The following is a 21,362-nucleotide window of genomic DNA, read 5'->3' as shown; positions in this document are numbered from 1 at the left end:
TTTCTCTGTAGCGCTCATAGCCAGGCTCAATAGCGCCATCGCCCGGCCTGGATCTGCTCGGCCAGCGAGCGGTCCACCCGCACATAAGTCGTGGCACCGGGCAGCCAGGCGTAGACCGGTTCGTCACCCGCGGCGCAAGGGTCGAACGCGTCGGCCTTGAGGCGGCCCTTCTGGTACTTGAAGGTGCTGGTGGTGTCCATCTTCACCTTGATGCGCAAGAACAACGGCACCGCATACGTCGGCAACTTGCCGTGCAGGAACTGCAGCAGTTCGCTGAAATCCAGGGTCGCCAGGGACTCGGACGGGGTAATCGCCGCCATGCCGGCACGGCCGTTGGTGCCTTGGATCTCCACGCCGTAGGCCACCGCCTCGGCCACTTGCGGATGTTGCAGCAGCACGTTTTCCACCTCCGTGGTGGAGACGTTCTCGCCTTTCCAGCGGTAGGTGTCGCCCAGGCGATCGACGAACTGTCCATGGCCAAAGCCGATGTTGCGCAACAGGTCGCCCGTGTTGAAATAGCGATCGCCGGGGACGAAGACATCGCGGTAGATGATCTTCTCGGTCTTGGCCGGGTCGGTGTAGCCATCCAGCGGCGCCTTGTCGTCGATCCGCGCCAGCAACAGGCCCGGTTGGCCCTTGGGGACTTTCTGCATGCGCCCTTGCAGGTTGCGCAATGGCAGGCCACTGTCATGGTCGTACTGCACCAGGTCCCAGCCCATCAGCGAGAACCCGACGGTGTTGTCGAAATTCAGGACGTTGGTGAAGCCGATGTTGCCGTCGCTGGCCGCGTACAGCTCGCAGATGTGCTCGACGCCGAAACGCGACTTGAAGGTAGACCAGGCCCCCGGCCGCAAGCCGTTGCCGACCATCTTCTTCACCCCATGCTGGCGGTCCTCGCCGCTGGCAGGCTGGTCGATCAGGTAGCGACACAGCTCGCCGACGTAGCCGAGGGTGGTCGCCCGGTAGCGACGCACATCGTTCCAGAACTGACTGGCGCTGAACTTGCGCCGGATCGCCAGGGCCGAGGCGCCGCAGATCGCCGCGCCCCAGCACACGCACAGCCCCGTGGCGTGGTACAGCGGCAAGGTGCAATACAAGACATCGCCGGGCTGCATGTCCAGGGCGACCAAGCCGAAGCTGGTGGACGTGCGCATCCAGCGTCCATGGCGAAACACCCCGGCCTTCGGCAAGCCCGTGGTGCCCGAGGTGTAGAGGTAGAAACAAGGATCGTTGAAGAACACCTGGCGACTGCTCGCCGGGTTTTCAGCGCAGGCGTCACGGCTGTGGGCCATCAGGTCGACGAAACCGGGCGCCACGTCGGCGCCGTCCTCGTCCGCCACCCACCAGGTTCGCGACGCCGGCAGCCCGACCCGGCCGCGCACATCATCGAATGCCCCGACCCGTTCCTCGCCGACCACGATGGCGACGGGCGCGACCAGGGCCAGGCTGTGCACCAGGGCATCCCCCACCTGGGCGGTGTTGACCATGGCACTGACCGCGCCGATCTTCGCCACGGCCAATACGGTGATCAGCAGCTGGGGTCGGTTCTCGATGAAAATCGCCACGCAGTCGCCCTTCCCGATGCCCTGTGCCAACAGGTAATGGGCGATGCGATTGGCCTGTCCATTGGCCTTTGCATAACTCAGCACGGTATCGCCGCACAGCAGCGCCGGGCCCTGGGGGTTACGTTGCGCGGCCTGTTCGAAACACCAGCCCAGGCCGCAGGGCTGGGTCGGGTCCTGGACGTTGGCCAGCTGCATGCCCTTGACGATCCGCGGCACGGCCCTGGCAATGGCGGGCAACTTGCGCAGCATCATGCCCCAGGTAATGGCGTCGCCGGTTGTCCGACTCATGGTGATCTTCCGTGTCCGACCCTGTGGGCCTGTTTTTGTGTGGGCGGGCTGCAGCTCGGTTGCGCTCGAAAGTACGCCAGGGGTTCCGGCGCTGTACATGCGGTTTTTGCAATGTTTTGTATCCGCCAGGCAGGCGCAGGCGAAGCGTGAGCGCCGCGAGGACGATTGGTTCCAAATAAAACCGACTGACCCCGCAAAATGCAGGATGCACGATGACCATTCATGCAAGATGCACGAAAGCGAAAATCGAATATTTTATTAAATTATTGTTTTTTAAGGATTTTTTAAATAACCCAACGCTGGCACAGACGCTGCAACTCCCCCTCCACGGTTTGCTAACAAGACCATGGAGCAGTCAAATATGAACATGATTCAAGAGAAGTTCGCGTCCCTGTTTTCCAACTATGAAGTGACCACCCAAGCCCGCCCGGATGGCGGCATCCTGCTGACTCTGCGCAACAGCGAAGGCAAACTGTTCAAGCGCACGATTTCCTACGCCCAGTTGCATGCCGGCGACCAACTGTCCTGGGCGATCAGCGCGATCCGCCGTGACCTGGCCGAACAAGCCAGCGAGCTGCCACAGATTGCCATGCTGCAAAGCCAGCATCGTTTCGCCCTGCCGACTTATCACAGCGCCTGATCCAGGACGCTGTAGCACTACCTCTGTGGGAGCGGGCTTGCCCGCGAAGACGGAACATCAGGTGGCCCTCACCGACTGATGCACCGTTTCGCGAGCAGGCTCGCTCCCACATGGGTTTGTGTGGCGCGCGGAGGCTCCAAGCGCTACACCTGTCCCTTCAATCCTCCAGGCGCGGGAATCGGCTGGCGATATCGTCGCCGCTGAACCGCATCTCCCCTCCTTGGGCGCTGGACAGGCGAAGCGCGATGAAATGCGGCTGCTCGCCCATGTCGAACCACCGCGCCATGCCAGCCGGCAACATGATCAGGTCGTTCTTTTCGCAGAGCACGGCGTAGACGTAATCGCCGATGTGCAGGGCGAACAACCCACGACCCGTGACGAAAAAGCGGGCTTCCTCTACATCCTGGCTGTGTTCCGCAAGGAGCCGGGCATGCCGCTCGGCCTCTTCCGGGTTATCGCCGGTGACACGGATCAGTTCCAGCGAGGTGTAGCCGCGCTCGGTCATTAGAGAGTCGATCCCGTGGCTGTACGCCGCGACGATGTCTTCCTGGCATGCGCCAGCGGCAATGCTTGCCGCCGGTTGCCAGCGGTCGAAGCGCACGCCTTGTTCGGCCAGCGTCGCGGCGATGTCGTCGAAGTGGGTCAGCACCTTGTATGGCAGGTCAGGGGTCGAGACGTGATAGACGGACAGGCTGCTCATGACAATGACTCCAGGAAAATAACGGTGCGAAGGCTCATGGCCGGTCCTCTTGCATGCGTGTCGCGATGATAACCGCGGCGGCGACGGCGGCGAGGCTGGCCAGGCTGAAGGTCCAACTGGCGCCCAATGCGCTCCAGCTGTAGCCGGAATACAAGGCGCCCAATGCCCCGCCCGTGCCGGCCAGGGCCGCGTACAGCGCCTGGCCCTGGCCTTGCTGGCGGGGGCCAAAGCTGCGTTGTACGAAATGGATGGCTGCGGCGTGGAAGCTGCCGAAGGTCGCCGCGTGCAACACCTGGGCGAACAACAGCACCCAGACAAACTCCGCCAGCGAGCCCAATAACAGCCAGCGTAACGCCGCCAGCAGGAAACTCGCCAGCAGCACGCGGCGCACGGAAAAACGCGCCAGGATGCGGCTCATCAGCAGGAACACCAGCACTTCGGCCACCACCCCAACGGCCCAGAGCAGGCCGATCAGCCCACGGCTGTAGCCCAACTGTTCCAGGTGCAAGGTCAGGAAGGTGTAGTACGGCCCATGGCTGACCTGCATCAGGCCCACGCACAGGTAGAACGCCAGGACGCCGGGGTTGCGCAGTTGCCGCACGAACCCCTCCCCCGTCACGCGGGGCCCCTGCAATGGCTGGGCATTGGGGACCCAGAAGCTGGCGAGCACGATACCGGCCATGATCAGCACCAGCGCCACCGGGTAGATGTCCAGGCTCAGCCATTCGAACAGGCGTCCCAGCAGCACCACCGTGATGATGAAGCCAATCGAGCCCCACAGGCGGATCTGGCTGTAGCGCGAGGCCTGCCCGCCCAAATGGGCCAGCGTGATGACCTCGAACTGCGGCAGCACCGCGTGCCAGAAGAACGCATGGAGCGCCATCACCATCGCCAGCCAGGCGTAGCGCTTGTCGAGGAAGATCAACGAAAAAGCCAGCAACGTGCAGACCGCGCCAAAGCGCACGATCGCCAGGCGCCGGCCGGTGTAATCCCCCAGCCAGCCCCAGATGTTCGGCGCGACGCAGCGCATCAGCATGGGAATCGCCACCAGCTCGCCGATGCGCGCCGCGTTGAACCCCAGGTGATCGAAATACAGCGCCAGGAACGGCGCCGTGGAACCGAGCAGGGCGAAATAGAACAGGTAGAAACTGGAGAGCCGCCAGTACGGCACTGCCGCCATGGTCGTCAGGCCACGGCGGCCGGCAGGCCAGCCATCAGAGCTGGCCCAGCACCGGGGTGCCCACCCGTACGTCGGCGTTCTGGCCGCGATGGCGCAGCAGGTGGTCCATCAACACGATCGCCATCATCGCCTCGGCGATCGGCGTGGCACGAATGCCGACGCAGGGGTCGTGGCGGCCCTTGGTGATGACGTCCACCGGATTGCCCTGGGTGTCGATGGAACGCCCCGGCGTGGTGATGCTGGACGTGGGCTTCAAGGCCAGGTGCGCGACGATCGGCTGGCCCGAGGAAATACCACCGAGGATGCCGCCGGCGTTGTTGCTGAGGAAGCCTTGCGGGGTCAACTCGTCGCGGTGCTCGGTGCCACGCTGGGCGACGCAGGCGAAACCGGCGCCGATCTCCACGCCTTTCACCGCGTTGATGCTCATCAGCGCGTGGGCCAGTTCGGCGTCGAGGCGGTCGAAGATCGGCTCGCCGAGGCCGGGCATGACCCCTTCGGCGACCACGGTGATCTTCGCGCCCACCGAATCCTGGTCACGGCGCAGTTGGTCCATGTAGGCCTCGAGCTCCGGGACCTTGTCCGGGTCGGGACAGAAGAATGCGTTCTGCTCCACCGAATCCCAGGTCTTGAACGGGATCTCGATCGGGCCCAGCTGGCTCATGTAGCCACGGATCACGATGCCCTGGCTGGCCAGGTATTTCTTGGCAATCGCCCCGGCCGCCACGCGCATGGCGGTTTCCCGGGCCGAACTGCGACCGCCGCCCCGGTAGTCGCGCTCACCGTACTTGTGGTGGTAGGTGTAGTCGGCGTGGGCCGGGCGGAACAGGTCCTTGATGGCCGAATAGTCCTTGGACTTCTGGTCGGTGTTGCGGATCAGCAGGCCAATGGCGCAGCCGGTGGTGCGCCCTTCGAAGACACCGGACAGGATTTCGACTTCATCGGCTTCCTGGCGCTGGGTGGTGTGGCGGCTGGTGCCGGGCTTGCGGCGGTCGAGGTCGCGTTGCAGGTCGTCCAGGGCAATTTCCAGGCCCGGCGGGCAGCCGTCGACAATGGCGACCAACGCCGGGCCATGGCTTTCGCCCGCGGTGGTGACGGTGAACAGCTTGCCGTAGGTATTGCCGGACATGCAGGGTGCTCCGTGAAATCGCTGAGAAACTCAACCTTGGATTCGTAGTTGGGCGCCAGTATACGCAGGCTCCCCGCGTAGTTCATCCTCGAACCTTATCGGTCGGCGCCAGTCCAACCGGCACCTTCGCAACTAATGGCGTGATGATGTTAAAGCTGCTTGCCTTGAGCGTTACCCTGTTTATCGGCCTGTTTTCCGGCCTGGCCCAGGCCACGGTGCTGCAACGTCCTATAAGCCTCGATACAGGCCACGGCGAGTTGTTCGGCTCGCTGCTGTTGCCCAAGTCTGACAAGCCGGTGCCGGTGGTCCTGATCATTTCCGGGTCCGGTCCTACCGATCGCGACGGCAACAACCCCGAAGGCGGGCGCAACGACAGCCTCAAGCGCCTGGCCTGGCTCCTGGCCCGGCACGACATCGCCAGCGTGCGCTACGACAAGCGTGGCGTGGCCGCCAGCCTGGCCGCGACGCCGGACGAGCGCAACCTGAGCGTCGAGGCCTACGTCGCCGATGCCGTGGCCTGGAGCCGCAAGCTCGCCGCCGACCCGCGAATGGGCCCGGTGATCCTGCTCGGCCACAGCGAAGGCGCGTTGATCGCCAGCCTCGCCGCGCCCCAGGCCAACGCCGCGGCGGTGATTTCAGTGTCCGGCAGCGCCCGACCCATCGACCAGCTCCTGCGCCAGCAACTGGCCAGTCGCTTGCCCGTGCCCTTGATGCTGCGCAGCAACGAGTTGCTCGACAGCCTCAAGGCCGGCAAGCCCGACGCCAACGTGCCGCCCGCGTTGCAGGTGATATTCCGCCCCAGCGTGCAGCCGTACCTGATCTCGCTGTTCCGCCAGGACCCGGCCCAGGCTTTCGCCGCGCTGAAGATGCCGGCCCTGATCATCCAGGGCAGCCATGACATCCAGGTCAGCGTCGACGACGCCAAGCAGTTGAAAGCCGCCAAGCCCGACGCCGAACTGGCGCTGGTGGAGGGCATGAACCATGTGCTGCGCATCGTGCCCATGGACGTGAAACAGCAACTGCAATCCTACAAGGACCCCAACCGCCCCCTGGCCGCCGAACTCGGCACGCGCATCCCGGCGTTCATTCGCTCGATCGCCACCCGTTAAACGCTTTTTCCCCTCCAGTCCTGGCGCAAACGGCCGATATACCGGTGTCGGACAGCGCAATCGCTGCCGACCCGCCGGCCAGGACAGGATTTTGCCGTTATGACTGAAGCATCCACTTCACCCGATACCGACGTCGCCACCGAAGCGACCGCCACGCCTGCGGCGGAACTGCCTTGGGCGGACGTGCAAGCCGAACATCACAAGATGCTCCGGCTGGCCCCGCTCAAGACCGACCGCGCCACGGGTGCGCGCCCCTTGCGTTTCGTCGAGTTCAGCTATGCCGAGCGTCACAGCAAGGAACGCAGCCTGTTGCGCTTGAGCATCAAGCTGCCCGGGCAACGCGTGCGCAAGGAACAGAATCACCTGGATATCTGGGCCGATCACGTCGAAAAGCGCCTGTCTTTTTCCCCGGACAACCTGCAGATCGAACCGATGAACCGCGGCATCGGCCGCTTCCTTGCCGCCCAGGGCATCGCTTGGGCGAAGAAACGCTGGTCGGCCTACCGGGTCGAGGGCAGCGACCTGAACAACAAGGATGCGCTGAACGAAGACACCCGCCTGCGCCGCGACCGTTTCCTCAAGGCCCAGGGTTTCGAAGTGGTCTACGCCGACGCCCAGCACCTCAAGGGCAGCGTCAAGGCGACCCATGTCGGCGACCTGGTGGGAGACTGGAACACCGAGAAGCTGCAGTTCGTGGAGATCCTCGAAGCCGCGCAGATGCTGCAACAGGCCGAGCAGAACCTGGCGGAACAGGAGGTCAAGCTCAAGCAGCAGGAAGAGAAGGTCAACAAGTTCAAGCGCGAAGACACCGGCCTGCGCTTCACCATCACCTGCCTGGTGGCGTTCGCCATGTTCCAGGCGGGGCTGTTGATCTGGATTGCGACGCGGCACTGATCCCGGCGGTTTGACACATGACCTGTGGCGAGGGGATTTATCCCCGTTGGGCTGCGCAGCAGCCCCTTGCAATGTCTGGACATGCCGCGTGAGTGGGGCAAGGGGGGGTGCTTCGCACCCCAGCGGGGATGAATCCCCTCGCCACAGATAAATCCCCTCGCCGCAAGATAAGTCCGCTCGCCACAAAAGCGCTGCCCCTGACAGCGATCAAACCCGCGAAGCAAACAACCCCTGGTGCTGGCGGCACTGCTCGGCGCTGAGCATGAACACGCCATGGCCGCCGCGCTCGAAGTCCAGCCAGGCGAAATCGACTTCCGGGTACAGCGCCTCGACGTGCACCTGGCTGTTGCCCACTTCGACAATCAACAAGCCCTTCTCGGTCAGATGATCGGCCGCCTCGGCCAGCATCCGCCGGACCAGGTTCAGGCCATCGTCGCCACACGCCAGGCCCAGTTCCGGCTCGTGCTGGTATTCCGGCGGCATGTCGGCGAAATCTTCCGCATCGACGTAGGGCGGGTTCGATACGATCAGGTCGAAACGTTGCCCCGGCAACCCGTCGAAGCCATCGCCCTGGACCGTGAATACCCGCTCGTCGACGCCATGGCGTTCGATGTTCTGGTTGGCCACTTCCAGCGCTTCGAACGACAGGTCGGCCAGCACCACTTCGGCCTCGGGGAACTCATAGGCACAGGCGATCCCGATGCAGCCGGAACCGGTGCACAGGTCGAGGATCCGCGCCGGCGCCTGGCCCAGCCAAGGCTCGAAGCGCTTTTCGATGAGCTCGCCGATCGGCGAACGTGGGATGAGCACGCGCTCGTCGACGATGAACGACATCCCGCAGAACCAGGCCTCACCCAGCAGGTAGGCCGTCGGAATACGCTCATCGATGCGCCGGCGCAGCAAACGCTGCACGTGGACCAATTCCTCGTCTTCGAGGCGGCAGTCCAGGTAGCTATCGGCAATTTCCCACGGCAGGTGGAGCGCGCCCAACACCAGTTGGCGGGCTTCATCCCAGGCGTTGTCGGTGCCATGGCCGAAAAACAGATCCTCCCCATGGAAACGGCTGACGGCCCAACGGATATGGTCGCGCAGGGTACGAAGGCGGGAAGTGATCACGGCGGCAACTCCAGAAAAATCGACGGGCGAGTCTACCAGCCAAGCGTCCCCAGTCCAAACACGCCTCCAAGACGAAAGAAAACACCGAGGCACTCGTAGGATCTATCCGTTTTTTGCGCGACCTATTGAACAAGACGAGCATCTTGACAAGGCTGTAGGCCAGCAACGGCGCCGCTTGCAATGGAAGCGATTCACAGAACCGCTCGGCGAGAGGACAATGTCGCAAAAGCCCCACCCGAAGGAGCCCCAGAATGTCCGTTCCAAAAACGATGTTTCAACTCAGCGGTCGCGGTTACGCAGCGGCCAATCTGAGTCAAGCGACCCTGATCATCATCGACGCCCAGAAGGAATACCTCGCCGGCCCGCTGGCCCTGAGCGGCATGGATGAAGCAGTCGCGAACATCAAGCAATTGCTCGGCGCGGCCCGTGCAGCCGGTCGGCCGATCGTGCATGTGCGCCACCTGGGCACCCACGGCGGGCTGTTCGATCCACAAGGCGAACGCGGCGAGTTCATTCCGGGGCTCGAACCCCAGGGCGACGAGGCCATCATCGGCAAGCTGCTGCCCAGCGCCTTCCACGGCACCGAACTGAAGAAGCGCCTGGAAGAGTTCGGCCCCCTGGACCTGATCGTCTGCGGGTTCATGAGCCACTCCAGCGTCAGCACCACCGTGCGCGCCGCCAAGAACCTGGGCTTTCGCTGCACCCTGGTGGAAGACGCCTGCGCCACCCGCGACCTGCCCCACAAAGGCGGCGTGCTCAGCGCCGAGCACGTGCACCAGACCGAAATGGCGATCATGGCGGACAACTTCGCCACCCTGGCCCTGACCCGGGATTTCGTCTGATCGACCCTTCGATGAGCGGCCGCTGCCGCCGCTCATCCGCAAAAGCCTCTCATTTGCCGCAATTGCCCTAGCCTCAGGAACAACCCGAACATCTTCCGGTCGAAGGGCCGATACCCATTGAGGAAGGTCGGAATGAAGTTATCCGATGGTTTTGACGCACGTCGCTTGCGGCCCAAAGGCCCGAGCAACTGGCGATTTCGTTTCGGCGCGGCGATCGCCGCGCTCCTGGCGACGCTCGGTGTCCTGCTGGCCATGGCCGGTGCCGCCAGCCTGTTGGGCCGCCCGCCCGCGATGGGCGACTTGAACGCCACCCCGCTCGGTTCGGCCATTATCCTGGCGGTCGGCCTGCTCGTCCTGTGGCTGGGCGTCTGGCTCTGGCGCCGCTGCCGCCGCCGCGCCCGCCAATCCCTGGAGCTGGCCATGGCTCCGCACCTGATGAAAAAACACGACTGAGCCGCCATCCGACGTTTTGTCGCGCCTGATCCCGCCAGAGTTGGGTAAACTGCCCGGCTTCGCGGAGGCTGACATGCAAGACGACGACTTTTCCCTGTTCAAAAGTGCGACCCAGGGCGTAAAACCCATCAAGCACGACCGTGCCGAGACCGGCAAGCCCAAGGCCGATCGCGCGCAGATCGCCAAGCTGCGCCAAGCCGCCACCGTGCGCACCGATGCCACGACCGTGGACGGCTTGTCCGATCAATTCGTGATCGATGTCGGTCCTGAAGATGAGTTGATGTGGGCGCGCGACGGCGTCCAGGAAAGCCAGATGCGCAAGTTGAAGGTCGGCCAGATTCCCTTCGAAGGCAGCCTGGACCTGCACGGCATGAGCGTCGAAAAGGCCCGGGAAACCCTCTGGGCGTTCCTGGCCGAAGCCACCCGGTTCGAAATCCGCTGCGTGCGCGTCACCCATGGCAAGGCCGTGCGCCTGGACGGCAAGCGGCCGATGATCAAGAGCCACGTCAACACCTGGCTGCGCCAGCACCCGCAAGTGCTGGGCTTCACCTCCTGCCAGGCGAAACACGGCGGTGCCGGGGCAGTCTATGTGATGCTCAAGCGCACCATGATGGAAGGCCGCGACGAGTAGCCCTCGCTTGCCGAGCTTGCAGCGCCGTGTCCGCCACCGTACCCTTGCTCTTTGCGTAAAATCCCACAGGTAGTTTCATGTCTCTGGAACAGAATTACACCGCGATTCTCGGCCAATTGGGCGAGGACGTCTCCCGCGAGGGCCTGCTCGACACGCCCAAGCGCGCTGCCAAGGCCATGCAGTACCTCTGCCGCGGCTACGAGCAGACCCTGGAAGAGGTCACCAACGGTGCCCTGTTCAGCTCTGACAACAGCGAAATGGTGCTGGTCAAGGACATCGAGTTGTACTCGCTGTGCGAACACCACCTGCTGCCTTTCATCGGCAAGGCCCATGTCGCCTACATCCCGAGCGGCAAGGTGCTGGGGTTGTCGAAGGTCGCGCGCATCGTCGACATGTACGCACGTCGCCTGCAGATCCAGGAAAACCTCAGCCGCCAGATCGCCGACGCGATCCAGCAGGTGACCGGCGCCCTGGGCGTGGCGGTGGTGATCGAGGCCAAGCACATGTGCATGATGATGCGCGGTGTGGAAAAGCAGAATTCCTCGATGATCACCTCGGTGATGCTCGGCGAGTTCCGTGAAAATGCGGCGACCCGCATGGAATTCCTCAGCCTCATCAAGTAAACCGTCCCATGAAGAAAACCGGCATCGATCGCCGGTTTTTTTTCGCCCGGGAAAAATCAGGTAAGCTGCGCGCCCTCTTCCCGTATCGCGAGACCTATACCGTGATCGTCAAAGCGCTTCGAGTTGGCCTGGGCCAACTGATCATCCTCATCGACTTCCTCACCCGTCCCGGCAAGAAACAACGCCCGGCCGCCGCCCAGGCGCAAGTCGACCAGGCGGCCCGCGGCTTGACGCTGTATCAGTTCCACGCCTGCCCGTTCTGCGTGAAGACCCGCCGCACCCTGCGCCGCCTCAACGTGCCGGTGGCGCTGCGCGATGCGAAGAACAACGCGCAGGATCGCCAGGCGCTGCTGGAGCAAGGTGGCAAGATCAAGGTGCCGTGCCTGCGTATCGAAGAGAATGGCGAGACCACCTGGATGTATGAGTCCAAGGTGATCATCGAGTATCTGGATAAGCGCTTCTCGGCAGCCTGATAGTTTTCTGGTGTGACGACTGGCCCCATCGCGAGCAAGCTCGGCTCCCACAGGGGACCGTGGTGGATACAAATCCAGCGTTCACCAAGGCCCACCGTGGGAGCCGAGCTTGTTCGCCATGGGGCCCGGACAGCCACCGCAAAGCCCCCTGCCATCAAGCTGCCTTTGCCGCCAACGCCGCCCGCACCACCCCCGCCAATCGCTTGAGCCCTTCGTCCAGTCGCGCCGGGGCGATGTGGCTGAAATTCAACCGCAGGTGCCCAGGATGCTGGTCGGGCTCGGGGAAGAACGGCTCCCCCGGCATAAACGCCACATCGGCCGCCAGCGCGGTGGCGAGCAAGGTGCGGGTGTCCAGCGGTTGCTTGAGGGTCAGCCAGAAAAACAGCCCGCCCTGGGGCACGTTCCATTCGGCGATGTCGGAAAAATGCGTGCGCAGCGCCGCCTCGAACCGATCGCGACGCTCCCGGTAGAAGTCCCTCAGCTCGCTCAAATGATGGCGGTACTGCTCGGTGCCAATCCATTGCATGGCCTGCCATTGGCCGATGCGATTGGTGTGCAGGTCGGCCGATTGCTTGAGCCGCAGCAAGTGCGGGAACAGGTCCGGGCTGGCAATCAGGTAGCCCACCCGTAGCCCCGGCAACAGGGTTTTCGACACGGTGCCGGTGTAGATCCAACTGGCCTTCTTCAAGCGACTGGCGATCGGCGTGGCGCTGGCGCCGTCGAAGGTCAGCTCACGGTACGGCTCGTCCTCGACCAGGGTCACGCCAAACTCGTCCAGCAGCGCCGCCACCGCATCGCGCTTGGCCTCGCTGTAGCGCACCGCCGACGGGTTCTGGAACGTCGGGATCAAGTAGATGAACGCGGGCCGATGCCGTTCCAGGCGAGTTCGCAGCGCGTGCAGGTCCGGGCCATCGGCCTCCAGGGGCACGGTGAGGCAGTTGGCGCCGAACAACTGGAAAATCTGCAACGCCGCCAGGTACGTCGGCGCTTCCAGCAGTATCTCGGTACCGACGTCGATGTGTAATTTGGCCGTGAGGTCGAGGGTTTGCTGGGAGCCGCTGACTACCAGCACCTGGCTTGCCTCGCAGGCCAGGCCCAACGAGCGCGCCTGCGCCGCCAAGGCTTCGCGCAGCGCCGGTTCGCCTTCGCTCATGCCGTATTGGCCCATGGTCAACGGCATGTCCGTCCAATCCACCTTGGGCAGCATGGTTTCGGCCGGCAGGCCACCGGCGAACGACATCACCTCGGGGCGCTGCGCCGCAGCGAGGATTTCTCGAATCAAGGAGCTTTTGAGGCGCGAGACACGTTCGGAAAAAGCCATGGAAGGTCACCTGTAGCCGGTCGCTGGAGAAATGAGTCAAACTGGTTGACCGAAATTACTCCGACCTTTCTGGATACGTCAATATGCTTGACCTTAAAAACCCGACTTCCCAGCAAATGGCCATGGAAGCGTTCTTCTTCGGTTACCAGGCGTTCACCGCCAAGGCCGATGAAATGCTCGAGCGTCGCGGCCTGAGCCGGGTGCACCAGCGCATCGTCTTTTTTATCGCCCGTTATCCGTCGTTGAGCGTGAAGGAGTTGCTGGCGCTGCTCGGGGTGAGCAAGCAGGCACTGAACATGCCGTTGCGACAGTTGATGGAAATGCATTTGGTGAACAGCGTCGCGTCCGAGACCGACAAGCGTAAGCGCCTGTTGGAACTGACCGAGGAAGGGGCGCGGTTCGAGCAGGCGTTGCGCCGCGAGCAGGTGAAACTGCTGGAGCGGGTGTTTGCCGAGGCCGGGGAGGCGGCGGTGGATGGGTGGTTGGCGGTGAACCTGGGGTTGGGCAAGGGTCAAGTGACTGTTGACTGAGCTTCGGCAAGGTTTGCGGCGCCAGGACTATCGCTATCGCGGGCAAGCCTTGCTCCCACAATCATACTCATTGAGCACCGCGCCCCTCTGTGGGAGCAAAGCTTGCTCGTGATAACGCCCTCAAGCTCGATATAGCCCTATCGCCGGACATTTCGTCGACAACACAGAAAACATTATTTGCTTTATTTGTATACAAAAGCATAATTCGCTTCGTGCGAGTTCCTGACCAATAGGTCAACAAACGTCGCCAGCCTTACCTGCCTCAAAGCCTCGCAATCAGCCTCAGGGCGTGCGGCGCTGGAAATAACAATAAAACTCTTGAGGAGTACTCGCTGTGGAAAGCCGCAAACCCGAAGCCCAGACGCTGGACCTTTCGCCGCCCTCACGCAGTGGCTGGCTGGAGCGCATCTTCAAACTCAGCGTGCATGGCACCACGGTGAAGACCGAATTGATCGCCGGCCTGACGACCTTCATCACCATGGCCTACATCATCTTCGTCAACCCCAACATCATGGCCGACGCCGGCATCGACCACGGCGCCGCCTTCGTCGCCACCTGCATCGCCGCCGCCCTGGGTTGCCTGTTGATGGGCCTGTACGCCAACTGGCCGGTGGGCCTGGCGCCGGGCATGGGCTTGAACGCGTTCTTCACCTACACCGTGGTCGGCACCATGGGCTACAACTGGGAGACCGCGTTGGGCGCGGTGTTCATCTCCGGCGTGCTGTTCATGTTCCTGACCCTGTCGCGGGTGCGCGAGTGGCTGCTCAACAGCATTCCGGTGAGCCTGCGGTTTGCCATGGGCGCCGGGGTCGGGCTGTTCCTCGGGCTGATCGGCCTGAAAACCGCCGGGATCGTCGTCGACAGCCCGGCGACACTGATCAGGCTCGGTTCGCTGCGTGAACCCGGGCCGTTGTTGGCCGCCGTGTGCTTCCTGATGATCGCCGTGCTCAGCTACCACCGGGTGTTCGGCGCGATCCTGATCAGCATCATCGCCGTGACCCTGGCCGGCTGGGGCCTGGGACTGGTGCATTACAACGGGGTGATGTCGACACCGCCAAGCCTGGCGCCGACCTGGATGGCGATGGACGTGGCCGGCGTGTTCAACATCAGCATGATCAGCGTAGTGCTGGCCTTCCTCTTCGTGCACATGTTCGACACCGCCGGGACCCTGATGGGCGTGGCCCAGCGCGCCGGCCTGGTGAAGGCCGACGGCAAGATCGAGAACCTGTCCCGCGCCCTCAAGGCCGACAGCGCCTCCAGCGTCTTCGGCGCCATGGTCGGCGTGCCGCCAGTGACCAGCTACGTGGAAAGCGCCGCCGGTGTCGCGGCGGGCGGGCGCACGGGGCTTACCGCCGTGACCGTCGGTGTGCTATTCATTGCCGCCATGTTCTTCGCACCGCTGGCCGGCATGATCCCGGCCTATGCCACGGCCGGTGCCTTGATCTACGTGGCCATGCTGATGATGGGTGGCATGGCCCATATCGAGTGGGACGAGTTGACCGAAAGCATCCCGGCCATCGTCACGGCGATCATGATGCCGCTGACCTTTTCGGTCGCCGACGGTATCGCCCTGGGGTTCATCACCTACGTGGTGCTCAAGGCCGGCACCGGTAAACACAAGGAAGTCTCCGTCAGCCTGTGGGTGCTCTGCGCGATCTTCATCGCCAAGTTCATCTTCTTGTAGGCGACACCGTATCCACCCGCCTCACCCCTTGGGTGAGGCTTTTGTCCATCAGGAGCAAAGCAATGAATCTGGAAACCTGGCTGTTGTTCAGCGGCGCCGCCTTGGTGGTGATCCTCATCCCCGGCCCCCTGTCGCTGTTGATGATCGGCAACAGCCTGAACTACGGCCTGCGTCGGTCGTACCCGGCGTTCCTCGGCGGAGTGATCGCCTCGATCTGCCTGCTGAGCGCCTCGGCGCTGGGGCTCGGTGCATTGTTGCTGGCCTCGGAACAGGTGTTCAGCGCCCTGAAGATCGTCGGCGCGCTGTACCTGTTCTACCTGGCCTGGCAGAGCTGGCAGCAGTCGCGGCAACCGTCCCGGGGCGCCGAGGTGCCCCAGGCGGCCGCCGTCCCACGCTTTCGTGCGCTGTTCGGCCGGGCGTTCGTATTGGGCGCCAGCAACCCGAAAGACATCCTGTTCTTCGCCGCATTCCTGCCGCAGTTCCTGAGCGCCGAACAAGCGTTTCTGCCGCAACTGGCGATCATGATCGCCACCTGGACCGTGCTCGACCTGCTGTGCAAGCTGGCCTACGGCCTGGGTGCCCACGGCGCGGCGCGCTACCTGCGCACCGGCAAGGGCCAAAGCTGGTTCAACCGCATCAGCGCCGGGCTGTTCGGCGGCGCGGGTGCGGCCTCGTTGCTGTCCACCCATTGAGTCGGGCCTGGCGCAAAACGCGGCAACAACGGATCGATATACAGCCACCCGGAAAACACCTTACATAGGGGCCTCTCTAACATCGTTGAACAAGGACGTTCATCATGGCCCAGGTTTTCCATCGCGCTTTTCCAACCCTCCCACCGTCCGTGATCGTCACGGAACTCGACGCCCCCACCACCGCCCACACGGCCGACACCCTCGCCTTCGAGACCGCCGACCCTGCGCGGCAGAGCCCGGAACACCGGCACAGGCGGGCCCGGCTCGACGTCGTGGACAAGCTGCATGGCCCACTGCCGATCGGCGCCAGCACGGTGACCCGCGTCGCCCTGGATGGCTTGGGCGCCACGATCGACGGCCATCCGCTCACCGGGGAAAACACCTTTTTCCACCGCCCCAATCGTTTCTTCCTGGATGCCCTGCAGCTCGACGCCGCTGACATCGAGACCCGGCTAAGCCTCACGACCGACGCCGACGACTATCGGCTAACCACCTTGCTGTTCGAACTGGCGACGCAACGCTCGCCCACGGCGCCGCCGTTGTTGAAGGTCGCGTCCGGGGCGTCCGTCGAATCGAAGGGGTATCGAGGCTCGCTGGAAAAACTCCTCGGCGCCGCGCAGAAAATCCAGCTCGAGGCGCTGGCGCCGATCAGCCTGGGTTGGGTCAGTCGAGCGAAGAGCAGCCTCCTCATTCCGACGGGCCTGGGCCTGCAAGCCTTTGGCATCTACAGCGGCCTGCGGGGCCTGCAGGACGCGATCCGCAACAAGGACGCCTACCAGACGCTGTTCAACGGGGCCAGCGTGGCCGGCGAAGTGGCCTCGATCGGCGTCGAGGCGGCGTTGACCCGACAAGCCAGCCAAATGATCAAGGCGGGCGAGCGTGCACTCGGCGGGTTTTCCCGGACGTCTTTCGCCGTGGGGCTCGGGCGGGCCAGCGGCTTGATCGCCAGCGTACTGACCCTGCCTTTCGACATCATCGCCGCCATCGATTCGTTCAAGGCTGCCGCCTCCGCCACCGGCCGCCAGGCGACCGATCACTACGTCAGCGCCGCCTTGAGCATCACCAGCGCCACCCTGACCCTGGCGATCGGCACGGCGGCGCTGGCCGGTTTCTCCGCCGCCGGGCCCGTGGGCCTGGCCGCCGGGCTGATCCTGGCGGTCGGCGCGCAGGTCTGGGGGGCAATCCGCGAAGTCGACGAGATCGACGACTACATCACGCTGACCGCCCATGAGCGCCTGCGCACCGGTTGGCTCGCGTTCTGGACCCTCAGCCCCGACCCCGACATCCAGGACCGCTACCTGCGCGCCAAGGCCAGCGTGGAACATGAGCGGCGGCGCCAGGCCGATGCCTTGAACCTGCTCAAAGGCACCTTGAAAGACAGCACCGAGGCCATCGTGAACGGGAGATTCACCGTCGAGCTCGAGCAGGTGACCTACAACACCCGGAGCTGGTGGACCGGCGAACCCTACCAGGCCACCACCGTGCGGCCCCGCATCAAGGACAGCGACGATTCGATCGACGCCCGGGCCGGCGTCACGGTGCATACGCCCGGCGCGGTGATCGGCAGCTCGGCCGGACACAAGGCCATCCACTGGCACTTGGGCGACGGTCACGACACGGTCGTCGGCCCGGTGGACAAGCCCAACGTCTTCCACTACGGCGCCGGGACCAAGCGACTGACCGGCGGCGCCAGGGACGACGTCTTCATCTTCGAAGGTTCCACGCAGGCCAGCGCGGATGAACGCGGACCCAGCCGGCTCGACGGTGGCGAGGGCCGCGACACGCTGGTCCTGGCCGGACGCGCCCGGCACGCTCAGGAACGACGGATCGGCTACCACGTCGACCTGGAGGCCGGGCAACTTTCGTTCATCACCGGCGACCCCGAAACGCCCTCCACGCAGCCCTGCCATGCCGTCCTGGACAGCATCGAACAGGTGGAGATCCTCGAAGGTGGCACCAACGTCATCAAGGGCTCCGCCGGCTCGAACCTCATCAAGTCCCGCGGCAACGATTCGATCGAGGCCGGCGCAGGCGATGACCAGGTGTTCCTGCTGGGGGCGAACAACCGCAACGCCGACGGCGGGCCCGGCGACGACACCTATGCCATCGCGCACAAGCCCGGGCGCGTAACGATCACCGAGGACGGCATGGGCCACAGCGTGATTGCCCTGGACTGGCGAGCCGACCTGATCGACCGTTGGCACATCGCCGACGGCAGCCTGGTCGTGACATCCGGTTTTGATTCCGACGATTGGCCCGTGCGCGAAGTCGTCATCAACGGCGTCTACCGGGGCACGGCTTACCCGAGGACATTGCAGAACGACAAGCTGACCTTCGTGACCCGGGATGGCTACCATTTGCTGCCCGATCTGCCAGGCATGCTGGAGAACGAGCGCCCCCTCGACATCGAATGCGTCATGGTGCAACAGGGCACGCCGCGAAACCCGCTCCTCCTGGACAGCCGAAAAGAGCACGTCATCGCCCCTGACCGGGACACCAGCTACTGCGTCTCGCGCCTGGCGGAGTCCACCACGCTGGCGGTCAAACGGAAAACCCCCTTCTCCACCACCCTTCACTTGGACTACGCCCGCTCCGAACTGACGCGAATCGAGGCCCACTACAACGCCCACGTCACCCAGCACGAGCCAGAGCAGCAGATAAAATACGGCGAATGTGGCCTGACGTTGTATTTCGGCACTCGCCGGTTGGTGCTCAAGAACCTGGCCAGCTCGGATGAACGCTACAGCGCCCGGGCTGCCGGCTCCCAGCGCCGGGTCTTTTCCGTCATTGATTCGCACCAGGTGGTCCTGCTGACGATGAATGACGGCACGTCCTATCGCCTCAGCCTGCCCTCGCCTGACTACGGCCGCCTGCTCGACGAGACACTCACCCAGGCAGCCCCGGTGCAATGGACGGCCCCGGTGCCACAGTCGCTGACCCCGACCCGACGGCAATATCCCTTCCTGCCGCCCCGCCACAACGTCCCCCATGACTTGGGTCCCCGCCCCAGCTGTGCCCTGCTCACCACCCCGTCCGAGCAGTCCGGCATCGAGGTCCTGCGGGGTGAAGGAGCCACTTACCTGGTGCACCTGAGCCCGGGCATGACCCTGCGCCTGACGACCCCGGGCGCCTTGGCCGGTGCGCGGGCGCCGTTGTCGAACGCCTCGATCTGGGAGCTGGACGCGACACGCCTGGGCCCGGTTGAAATCAAGCTCTCCGCCAACCGGCTGCAGCTCGCAGGCACGATCATCCACCTTCCCGACTACGGGCCTGACGATCTGGTCGACCCGATCCGGGTCATCACCCAAGGGGGCGTGGTATACGCCGTCGATGCGCTGTTCGAGACGGTGTACGTCAAGGCACTCGACGGCCGCTACTTCTGGCCGCCTGTCGATCCCGACGCCGACTTGCCCAGCGAATTGGCCGGGCTGAATGCCAAGGTGCTCAAGGTGCGCAACCTGGCGCTCAAGGATGGCTCGCCAGGCGCCCTGAGCTACCACCTGGACACGCGCCAGTGGACGCTGGAAACCGAGCCGTCCCGGGTCATCGACACGGCGGACCTGAAGATCACCCACCTGTGCGACCACCACTTGGCCATCTACCAGGACCTCGCGCGCGAAGGCCTGAACCAGACCCCGCCATTAAACGACAGCGCCCTTCGGCTGCTGCGGGAAAAGTGCGTGGAACTGAGCGAAAGTTTCCCCCTGAAAAGATCGATGGCGCTCGCCCAGGCAGTCGTCCTGAGTGCGGCGTTGGGGCTGGTGCCGCCGCTGTCGAGCGGGTGGCTGTCAGTGAACGAGTTCCTCGCCAACTAATCCTCCCTGGAGATTCCCGTGCCATACCTATGTACCGCACGGGTGCATCCCGTTTCGGCGAGGATCCATTTTCCAATGGCTGCTTTCAGATCAAGGAAAAGGAATTTCAATGAGCCCAAGGAAGAACACCCGGCTGGGAACGTCATCGTCGTCCTCCGACACATCCCCGCTCAGTCGCGACACGACCCCGGAAACGCCGCCCGGCCTGCCCTTCAGGAACACGGCCCCGCTACCTGGCGATGCCACGTCGTCGGCGAACCCGACGATGCCAGCCGAACGTCCGCCGGTGATTGTCCAGGTGCGTGAAATCGCCTCGCAGGCGTCGCCCGGCGGGCCCGCCGCGCAACGCTCGCTGGACAATTACCACCTGCTCCCGGAACTGCTGTTCAAGCTCTCGGAGCCGGACGCGACCAGCGGGATCCGGACCTTCAAGGGGCGCCGCTACGTCGACCTCCAGGAAGGCGGGACGGTGCTCCTGGGTCAAGACGCCGAACTCCACTTCAGGGCCCGGTCGAGCACCGAGCTCAATGCCTCCGGGCCGCGCCTCGAACAAGTGGAAGGCAGCCTTCTGTGGCGGCGCGTTCCGGACGATGCCATGGCGCCAGGCGATGCTTCCCAACCCAGCACTTCGCGCCGACGGCCATTGGACGACGAGCCTTCGCAGGCGGTTGCCCCCAAGCGCGCGAACACCGCCATCGAGCCGTTCAAGCCACACTGGGAACTGCTGCCTGGCCCACTGGCAGGGTCCGCCTTCATCACCGTGGAGGGCATCCCTTACAAGGTGCTGACGCGCAGCGACGCACGGGACTACCCGATCACCTATATCCAGGCCCCTGACCATCCACGCTACGAATTCGAGACGCTGGAGATCGTCCTCAAGAGTACCCCCGACGAGCAACCCCGCGCCGCCATGCGCGTGCCGCCCGACAATCGCTGGGAAATCGATCCGAGGCTTCCCTTCGACAAGCCATTGACGGATTACGTCAAGGAGGCCTTTCCTGAATTATTTGCCAGGACGGCGGAGAACGTCGCCAGGAAACAATTCGAGCTCGCGAACGGTGCATCCGTTGCCGATGCCGCGGGGTTGACTGCGCTCCGGCAGATCTACCACGGTTGGCAAACCGGCGCGCCTTCGGTGCATCCACAATGGTCCGATCCGTTGCTGATGCTAACGGTTACCCCGACCTTACCGCCCACCACGGGCAACGCCCGCTCGATCCACCTGCCCAGCACGGTGTCGATGAGGTCCCTGGATCGCCTGGACTTCGACCCCCAGCGGTTCCAGCAGCAATGGGACTACGTGGCCTCGACTTACTCGCCCACGGACATCAAGCGCTTCATGGCCGATGTCTTGACGCGTAATGGCTATACCGTCTTCGAACCCAGCACGCTCACCAGTTTTGCCGCCTTGGTATTCAGCCGAAGAGGGCATGACTACCTGTTTTTCATGAGCCTGCATCGCACCCGGGGCCAGAAGATACATCTGCCACCGCACACCGATCCGAACACGACCAGCGTCAGCCTGGATCTGCAGGTCGGAGAAACCGCCGCGAGCGCCGTCAGGAGGGCCCACGACAGGGGCGAGATCATCTGGCTCAAGGGCGGTTGCCAAATCCAGGCCGGCTACCCGGACACGGTCTTCATCATCCGGGACGACAATGCCAGGCTGTGAACCGCGCA

At 64.0% G+C, this 21,362-nt stretch carries 19 protein-coding genes; 13 read left to right on the top strand and 6 right to left on the bottom strand.

Annotated elements, in window-relative coordinates; all coding sequences use genetic code 11:
- Positions 1-26: 26 nt before the first annotated feature.
- On the bottom strand, positions 27-1,853 hold the full coding sequence (locus tag Q6A48_RS12115) for a long-chain-acyl-CoA synthetase (protein ID WP_304554343.1): 1,827 nt from the start codon (positions 1,851-1,853) through the stop codon (positions 27-29).
- Positions 1,854-2,214: 361 nt separating this feature from the next.
- On the opposite strand from Q6A48_RS12115, the gene Q6A48_RS12110 reads away from it, so the two are divergent.
- Positions 2,215-2,493: a DUF3509 domain-containing protein gene (locus Q6A48_RS12110; protein ID WP_042732342.1), complete on the top strand. Its 279-nt coding sequence runs from the start codon at positions 2,215-2,217 to the stop codon at positions 2,491-2,493.
- Positions 2,494-2,650: 157 nt separating this feature from the next.
- Here Q6A48_RS12110 and Q6A48_RS12105 read toward each other — a convergent pair whose 3' ends face one another.
- The 3 genes from Q6A48_RS12105 to aroC are packed head-to-tail and all read right to left on the bottom strand — an operon-like array spanning position 2,651 to position 5,499.
- Positions 2,651-3,193 carry an acireductone dioxygenase gene (locus Q6A48_RS12105; protein WP_304554342.1) on the bottom strand — a complete coding sequence of 181 codons (543 nt, stop codon included), beginning with the start codon at positions 3,191-3,193 and terminating at the stop codon, positions 2,651-2,653.
- Between the two features lie 34 nt (positions 3,194-3,227).
- Entirely contained in the window at positions 3,228-4,373 is a 1,146-nt protein-coding gene (locus Q6A48_RS12100) for an MFS transporter (protein ID WP_304554341.1), read from the bottom strand.
- Positions 4,374-4,407: 34 nt separating this feature from the next.
- The gene (gene aroC, locus Q6A48_RS12095) at positions 4,408-5,499 is read right to left on the bottom strand and encodes a chorismate synthase (protein ID WP_304554340.1); all 1,092 of its coding nucleotides are present in this window, start codon (positions 5,497-5,499) and stop codon (positions 4,408-4,410) included.
- A gap of 143 nt (positions 5,500-5,642) precedes the next feature.
- Between aroC and Q6A48_RS12090 the strand changes: the two genes are divergently transcribed.
- Together Q6A48_RS12090 and Q6A48_RS12085 are read left to right on the top strand one after the other, a co-directional pair.
- Positions 5,643-6,608, top strand: coding sequence for an alpha/beta hydrolase (locus Q6A48_RS12090; protein ID WP_304554375.1), 966 nt, complete (start codon positions 5,643-5,645; stop codon positions 6,606-6,608).
- A gap of 99 nt (positions 6,609-6,707) precedes the next feature.
- On the top strand, positions 6,708-7,502 hold the full coding sequence (locus tag Q6A48_RS12085) for a hypothetical protein (protein ID WP_304554339.1): 795 nt from the start codon (positions 6,708-6,710) through the stop codon (positions 7,500-7,502).
- A gap of 207 nt (positions 7,503-7,709) precedes the next feature.
- Here the strand turns inward: Q6A48_RS12085 and prmB are convergent, their stop codons facing one another.
- Positions 7,710-8,618 (bottom strand): 50S ribosomal protein L3 N(5)-glutamine methyltransferase, encoded by a 909-nt coding sequence (prmB, locus tag Q6A48_RS12080; RefSeq protein ID WP_304554338.1) that lies wholly within the window; start codon positions 8,616-8,618, stop codon positions 7,710-7,712.
- A gap of 251 nt (positions 8,619-8,869) precedes the next feature.
- Here prmB and Q6A48_RS12075 point away from each other — a divergent pair, with 251 nt between their 5' ends.
- The 5 genes from Q6A48_RS12075 (at position 8,870) to Q6A48_RS12055 (ending at position 11,640) form a co-directional block, all read left to right on the top strand.
- Positions 8,870-9,460: a cysteine hydrolase family protein gene (locus Q6A48_RS12075; RefSeq protein ID WP_304554337.1), complete on the top strand. Its 591-nt coding sequence runs from the start codon at positions 8,870-8,872 to the stop codon at positions 9,458-9,460.
- Between the two features lie 132 nt (positions 9,461-9,592).
- Complete coding sequence (locus Q6A48_RS12070) at positions 9,593-9,913, top strand: hypothetical protein (RefSeq protein ID WP_041021550.1); 321 nt, start codon at positions 9,593-9,595, stop codon at positions 9,911-9,913.
- A gap of 73 nt (positions 9,914-9,986) precedes the next feature.
- Positions 9,987-10,544 (top strand): Smr/MutS family protein, encoded by a 558-nt coding sequence (locus Q6A48_RS12065; protein WP_304554336.1) that lies wholly within the window; start codon positions 9,987-9,989, stop codon positions 10,542-10,544.
- A 77-nt stretch (positions 10,545-10,621) separates the two neighbouring features.
- Entirely contained in the window at positions 10,622-11,167 is a 546-nt protein-coding gene (folE, locus tag Q6A48_RS12060; RefSeq protein ID WP_042732311.1) for a GTP cyclohydrolase I FolE, read from the top strand.
- Positions 11,168-11,268: 101 nt separating this feature from the next.
- Positions 11,269-11,640, top strand: a complete 372-nt coding sequence (locus tag Q6A48_RS12055; protein WP_304554374.1) for a glutathione S-transferase N-terminal domain-containing protein — start codon at positions 11,269-11,271, stop codon at positions 11,638-11,640.
- Between the two features lie 154 nt (positions 11,641-11,794).
- Here the strand turns inward: Q6A48_RS12055 and Q6A48_RS12050 are convergent, their stop codons facing one another.
- Positions 11,795-12,961: an aminotransferase-like domain-containing protein gene (locus Q6A48_RS12050; RefSeq protein ID WP_304554335.1), complete on the bottom strand. Its 1,167-nt coding sequence runs from the start codon at positions 12,959-12,961 to the stop codon at positions 11,795-11,797.
- Between the two features lie 83 nt (positions 12,962-13,044).
- Here Q6A48_RS12050 and Q6A48_RS12045 point away from each other — a divergent pair, with 83 nt between their 5' ends.
- The 5 genes from Q6A48_RS12045 (at position 13,045) to Q6A48_RS12025 (ending at position 21,354) form a co-directional block, all read left to right on the top strand.
- Complete coding sequence (locus tag Q6A48_RS12045) at positions 13,045-13,491, top strand: MarR family winged helix-turn-helix transcriptional regulator (protein WP_304554334.1); 447 nt, start codon at positions 13,045-13,047, stop codon at positions 13,489-13,491.
- A gap of 334 nt (positions 13,492-13,825) precedes the next feature.
- Positions 13,826-15,175, top strand: coding sequence for an NCS2 family permease (locus Q6A48_RS12040; protein ID WP_304554333.1), 1,350 nt, complete (start codon positions 13,826-13,828; stop codon positions 15,173-15,175).
- Positions 15,176-15,237: 62 nt separating this feature from the next.
- Positions 15,238-15,867 (top strand): LysE family translocator, encoded by a 630-nt coding sequence (locus Q6A48_RS12035; protein WP_304554332.1) that lies wholly within the window; start codon positions 15,238-15,240, stop codon positions 15,865-15,867.
- Between the two features lie 104 nt (positions 15,868-15,971).
- On the top strand, positions 15,972-19,682 hold the full coding sequence (locus Q6A48_RS12030) for a calcium-binding protein (RefSeq protein WP_304554331.1): 3,711 nt from the start codon (positions 15,972-15,974) through the stop codon (positions 19,680-19,682).
- 109 nt (positions 19,683-19,791) lie between these two features.
- On the top strand, positions 19,792-21,354 hold the full coding sequence (locus Q6A48_RS12025) for a hypothetical protein (RefSeq protein WP_304554330.1): 1,563 nt from the start codon (positions 19,792-19,794) through the stop codon (positions 21,352-21,354).
- Positions 21,355-21,362 lie beyond the last annotated feature (8 nt).

This window comes from Pseudomonas citrullilanati, from assembly GCF_030580855.1.
GTDB classification, from domain to species: Bacteria; Pseudomonadota; Gammaproteobacteria; order Pseudomonadales; family Pseudomonadaceae; genus Aquipseudomonas; species Aquipseudomonas citrulli.
Note: the sequence above shows the minus strand (reverse complement) of the source record. Positions and strands in the feature narration are given on the sequence as shown.

Excerpts from the sequence above, each read along its gene's own strand:
- Q6A48_RS12115 (WP_304554343.1), bottom strand. The coding sequence starts at position 1,853 with ATGAGTCGGACAACCGGCGACGCCATTACCTGGGGCATGATGCTGCGC.
- Q6A48_RS12110 (WP_042732342.1), top strand. The coding sequence starts at position 2,215 with ATGAACATGATTCAAGAGAAGTTCGCGTCCCTGTTTTCCAACTATGAA.
- Q6A48_RS12105 (WP_304554342.1), bottom strand. The coding sequence starts at position 3,193 with ATGAGCAGCCTGTCCGTCTATCACGTCTCGACCCCTGACCTGCCATAC.
- Q6A48_RS12100 (WP_304554341.1), bottom strand. The coding sequence starts at position 4,373 with ATGGCGGCAGTGCCGTACTGGCGGCTCTCCAGTTTCTACCTGTTCTAT.
- aroC (WP_304554340.1), bottom strand. The coding sequence starts at position 5,499 with ATGTCCGGCAATACCTACGGCAAGCTGTTCACCGTCACCACCGCGGGC.
- Q6A48_RS12090 (WP_304554375.1), top strand. The coding sequence starts at position 5,643 with ATGATGTTAAAGCTGCTTGCCTTGAGCGTTACCCTGTTTATCGGCCTG.
- Q6A48_RS12085 (WP_304554339.1), top strand. The coding sequence starts at position 6,708 with ATGACTGAAGCATCCACTTCACCCGATACCGACGTCGCCACCGAAGCG.
- Q6A48_RS12075 (WP_304554337.1), top strand. The coding sequence starts at position 8,870 with ATGTCCGTTCCAAAAACGATGTTTCAACTCAGCGGTCGCGGTTACGCA.
- Q6A48_RS12070 (WP_041021550.1), top strand. The coding sequence starts at position 9,593 with ATGAAGTTATCCGATGGTTTTGACGCACGTCGCTTGCGGCCCAAAGGC.
- Q6A48_RS12065 (WP_304554336.1), top strand. The coding sequence starts at position 9,987 with ATGCAAGACGACGACTTTTCCCTGTTCAAAAGTGCGACCCAGGGCGTA.
- folE (WP_042732311.1), top strand. The coding sequence starts at position 10,622 with ATGTCTCTGGAACAGAATTACACCGCGATTCTCGGCCAATTGGGCGAG.
- Q6A48_RS12050 (WP_304554335.1), bottom strand. The coding sequence starts at position 12,961 with ATGGCTTTTTCCGAACGTGTCTCGCGCCTCAAAAGCTCCTTGATTCGA.
- Q6A48_RS12045 (WP_304554334.1), top strand. The coding sequence starts at position 13,045 with ATGCTTGACCTTAAAAACCCGACTTCCCAGCAAATGGCCATGGAAGCG.
- Q6A48_RS12035 (WP_304554332.1), top strand. The coding sequence starts at position 15,238 with ATGAATCTGGAAACCTGGCTGTTGTTCAGCGGCGCCGCCTTGGTGGTG.
- Q6A48_RS12030 (WP_304554331.1), top strand. The coding sequence starts at position 15,972 with ATGGCCCAGGTTTTCCATCGCGCTTTTCCAACCCTCCCACCGTCCGTG.
- Q6A48_RS12025 (WP_304554330.1), top strand. The coding sequence starts at position 19,792 with ATGAGCCCAAGGAAGAACACCCGGCTGGGAACGTCATCGTCGTCCTCC.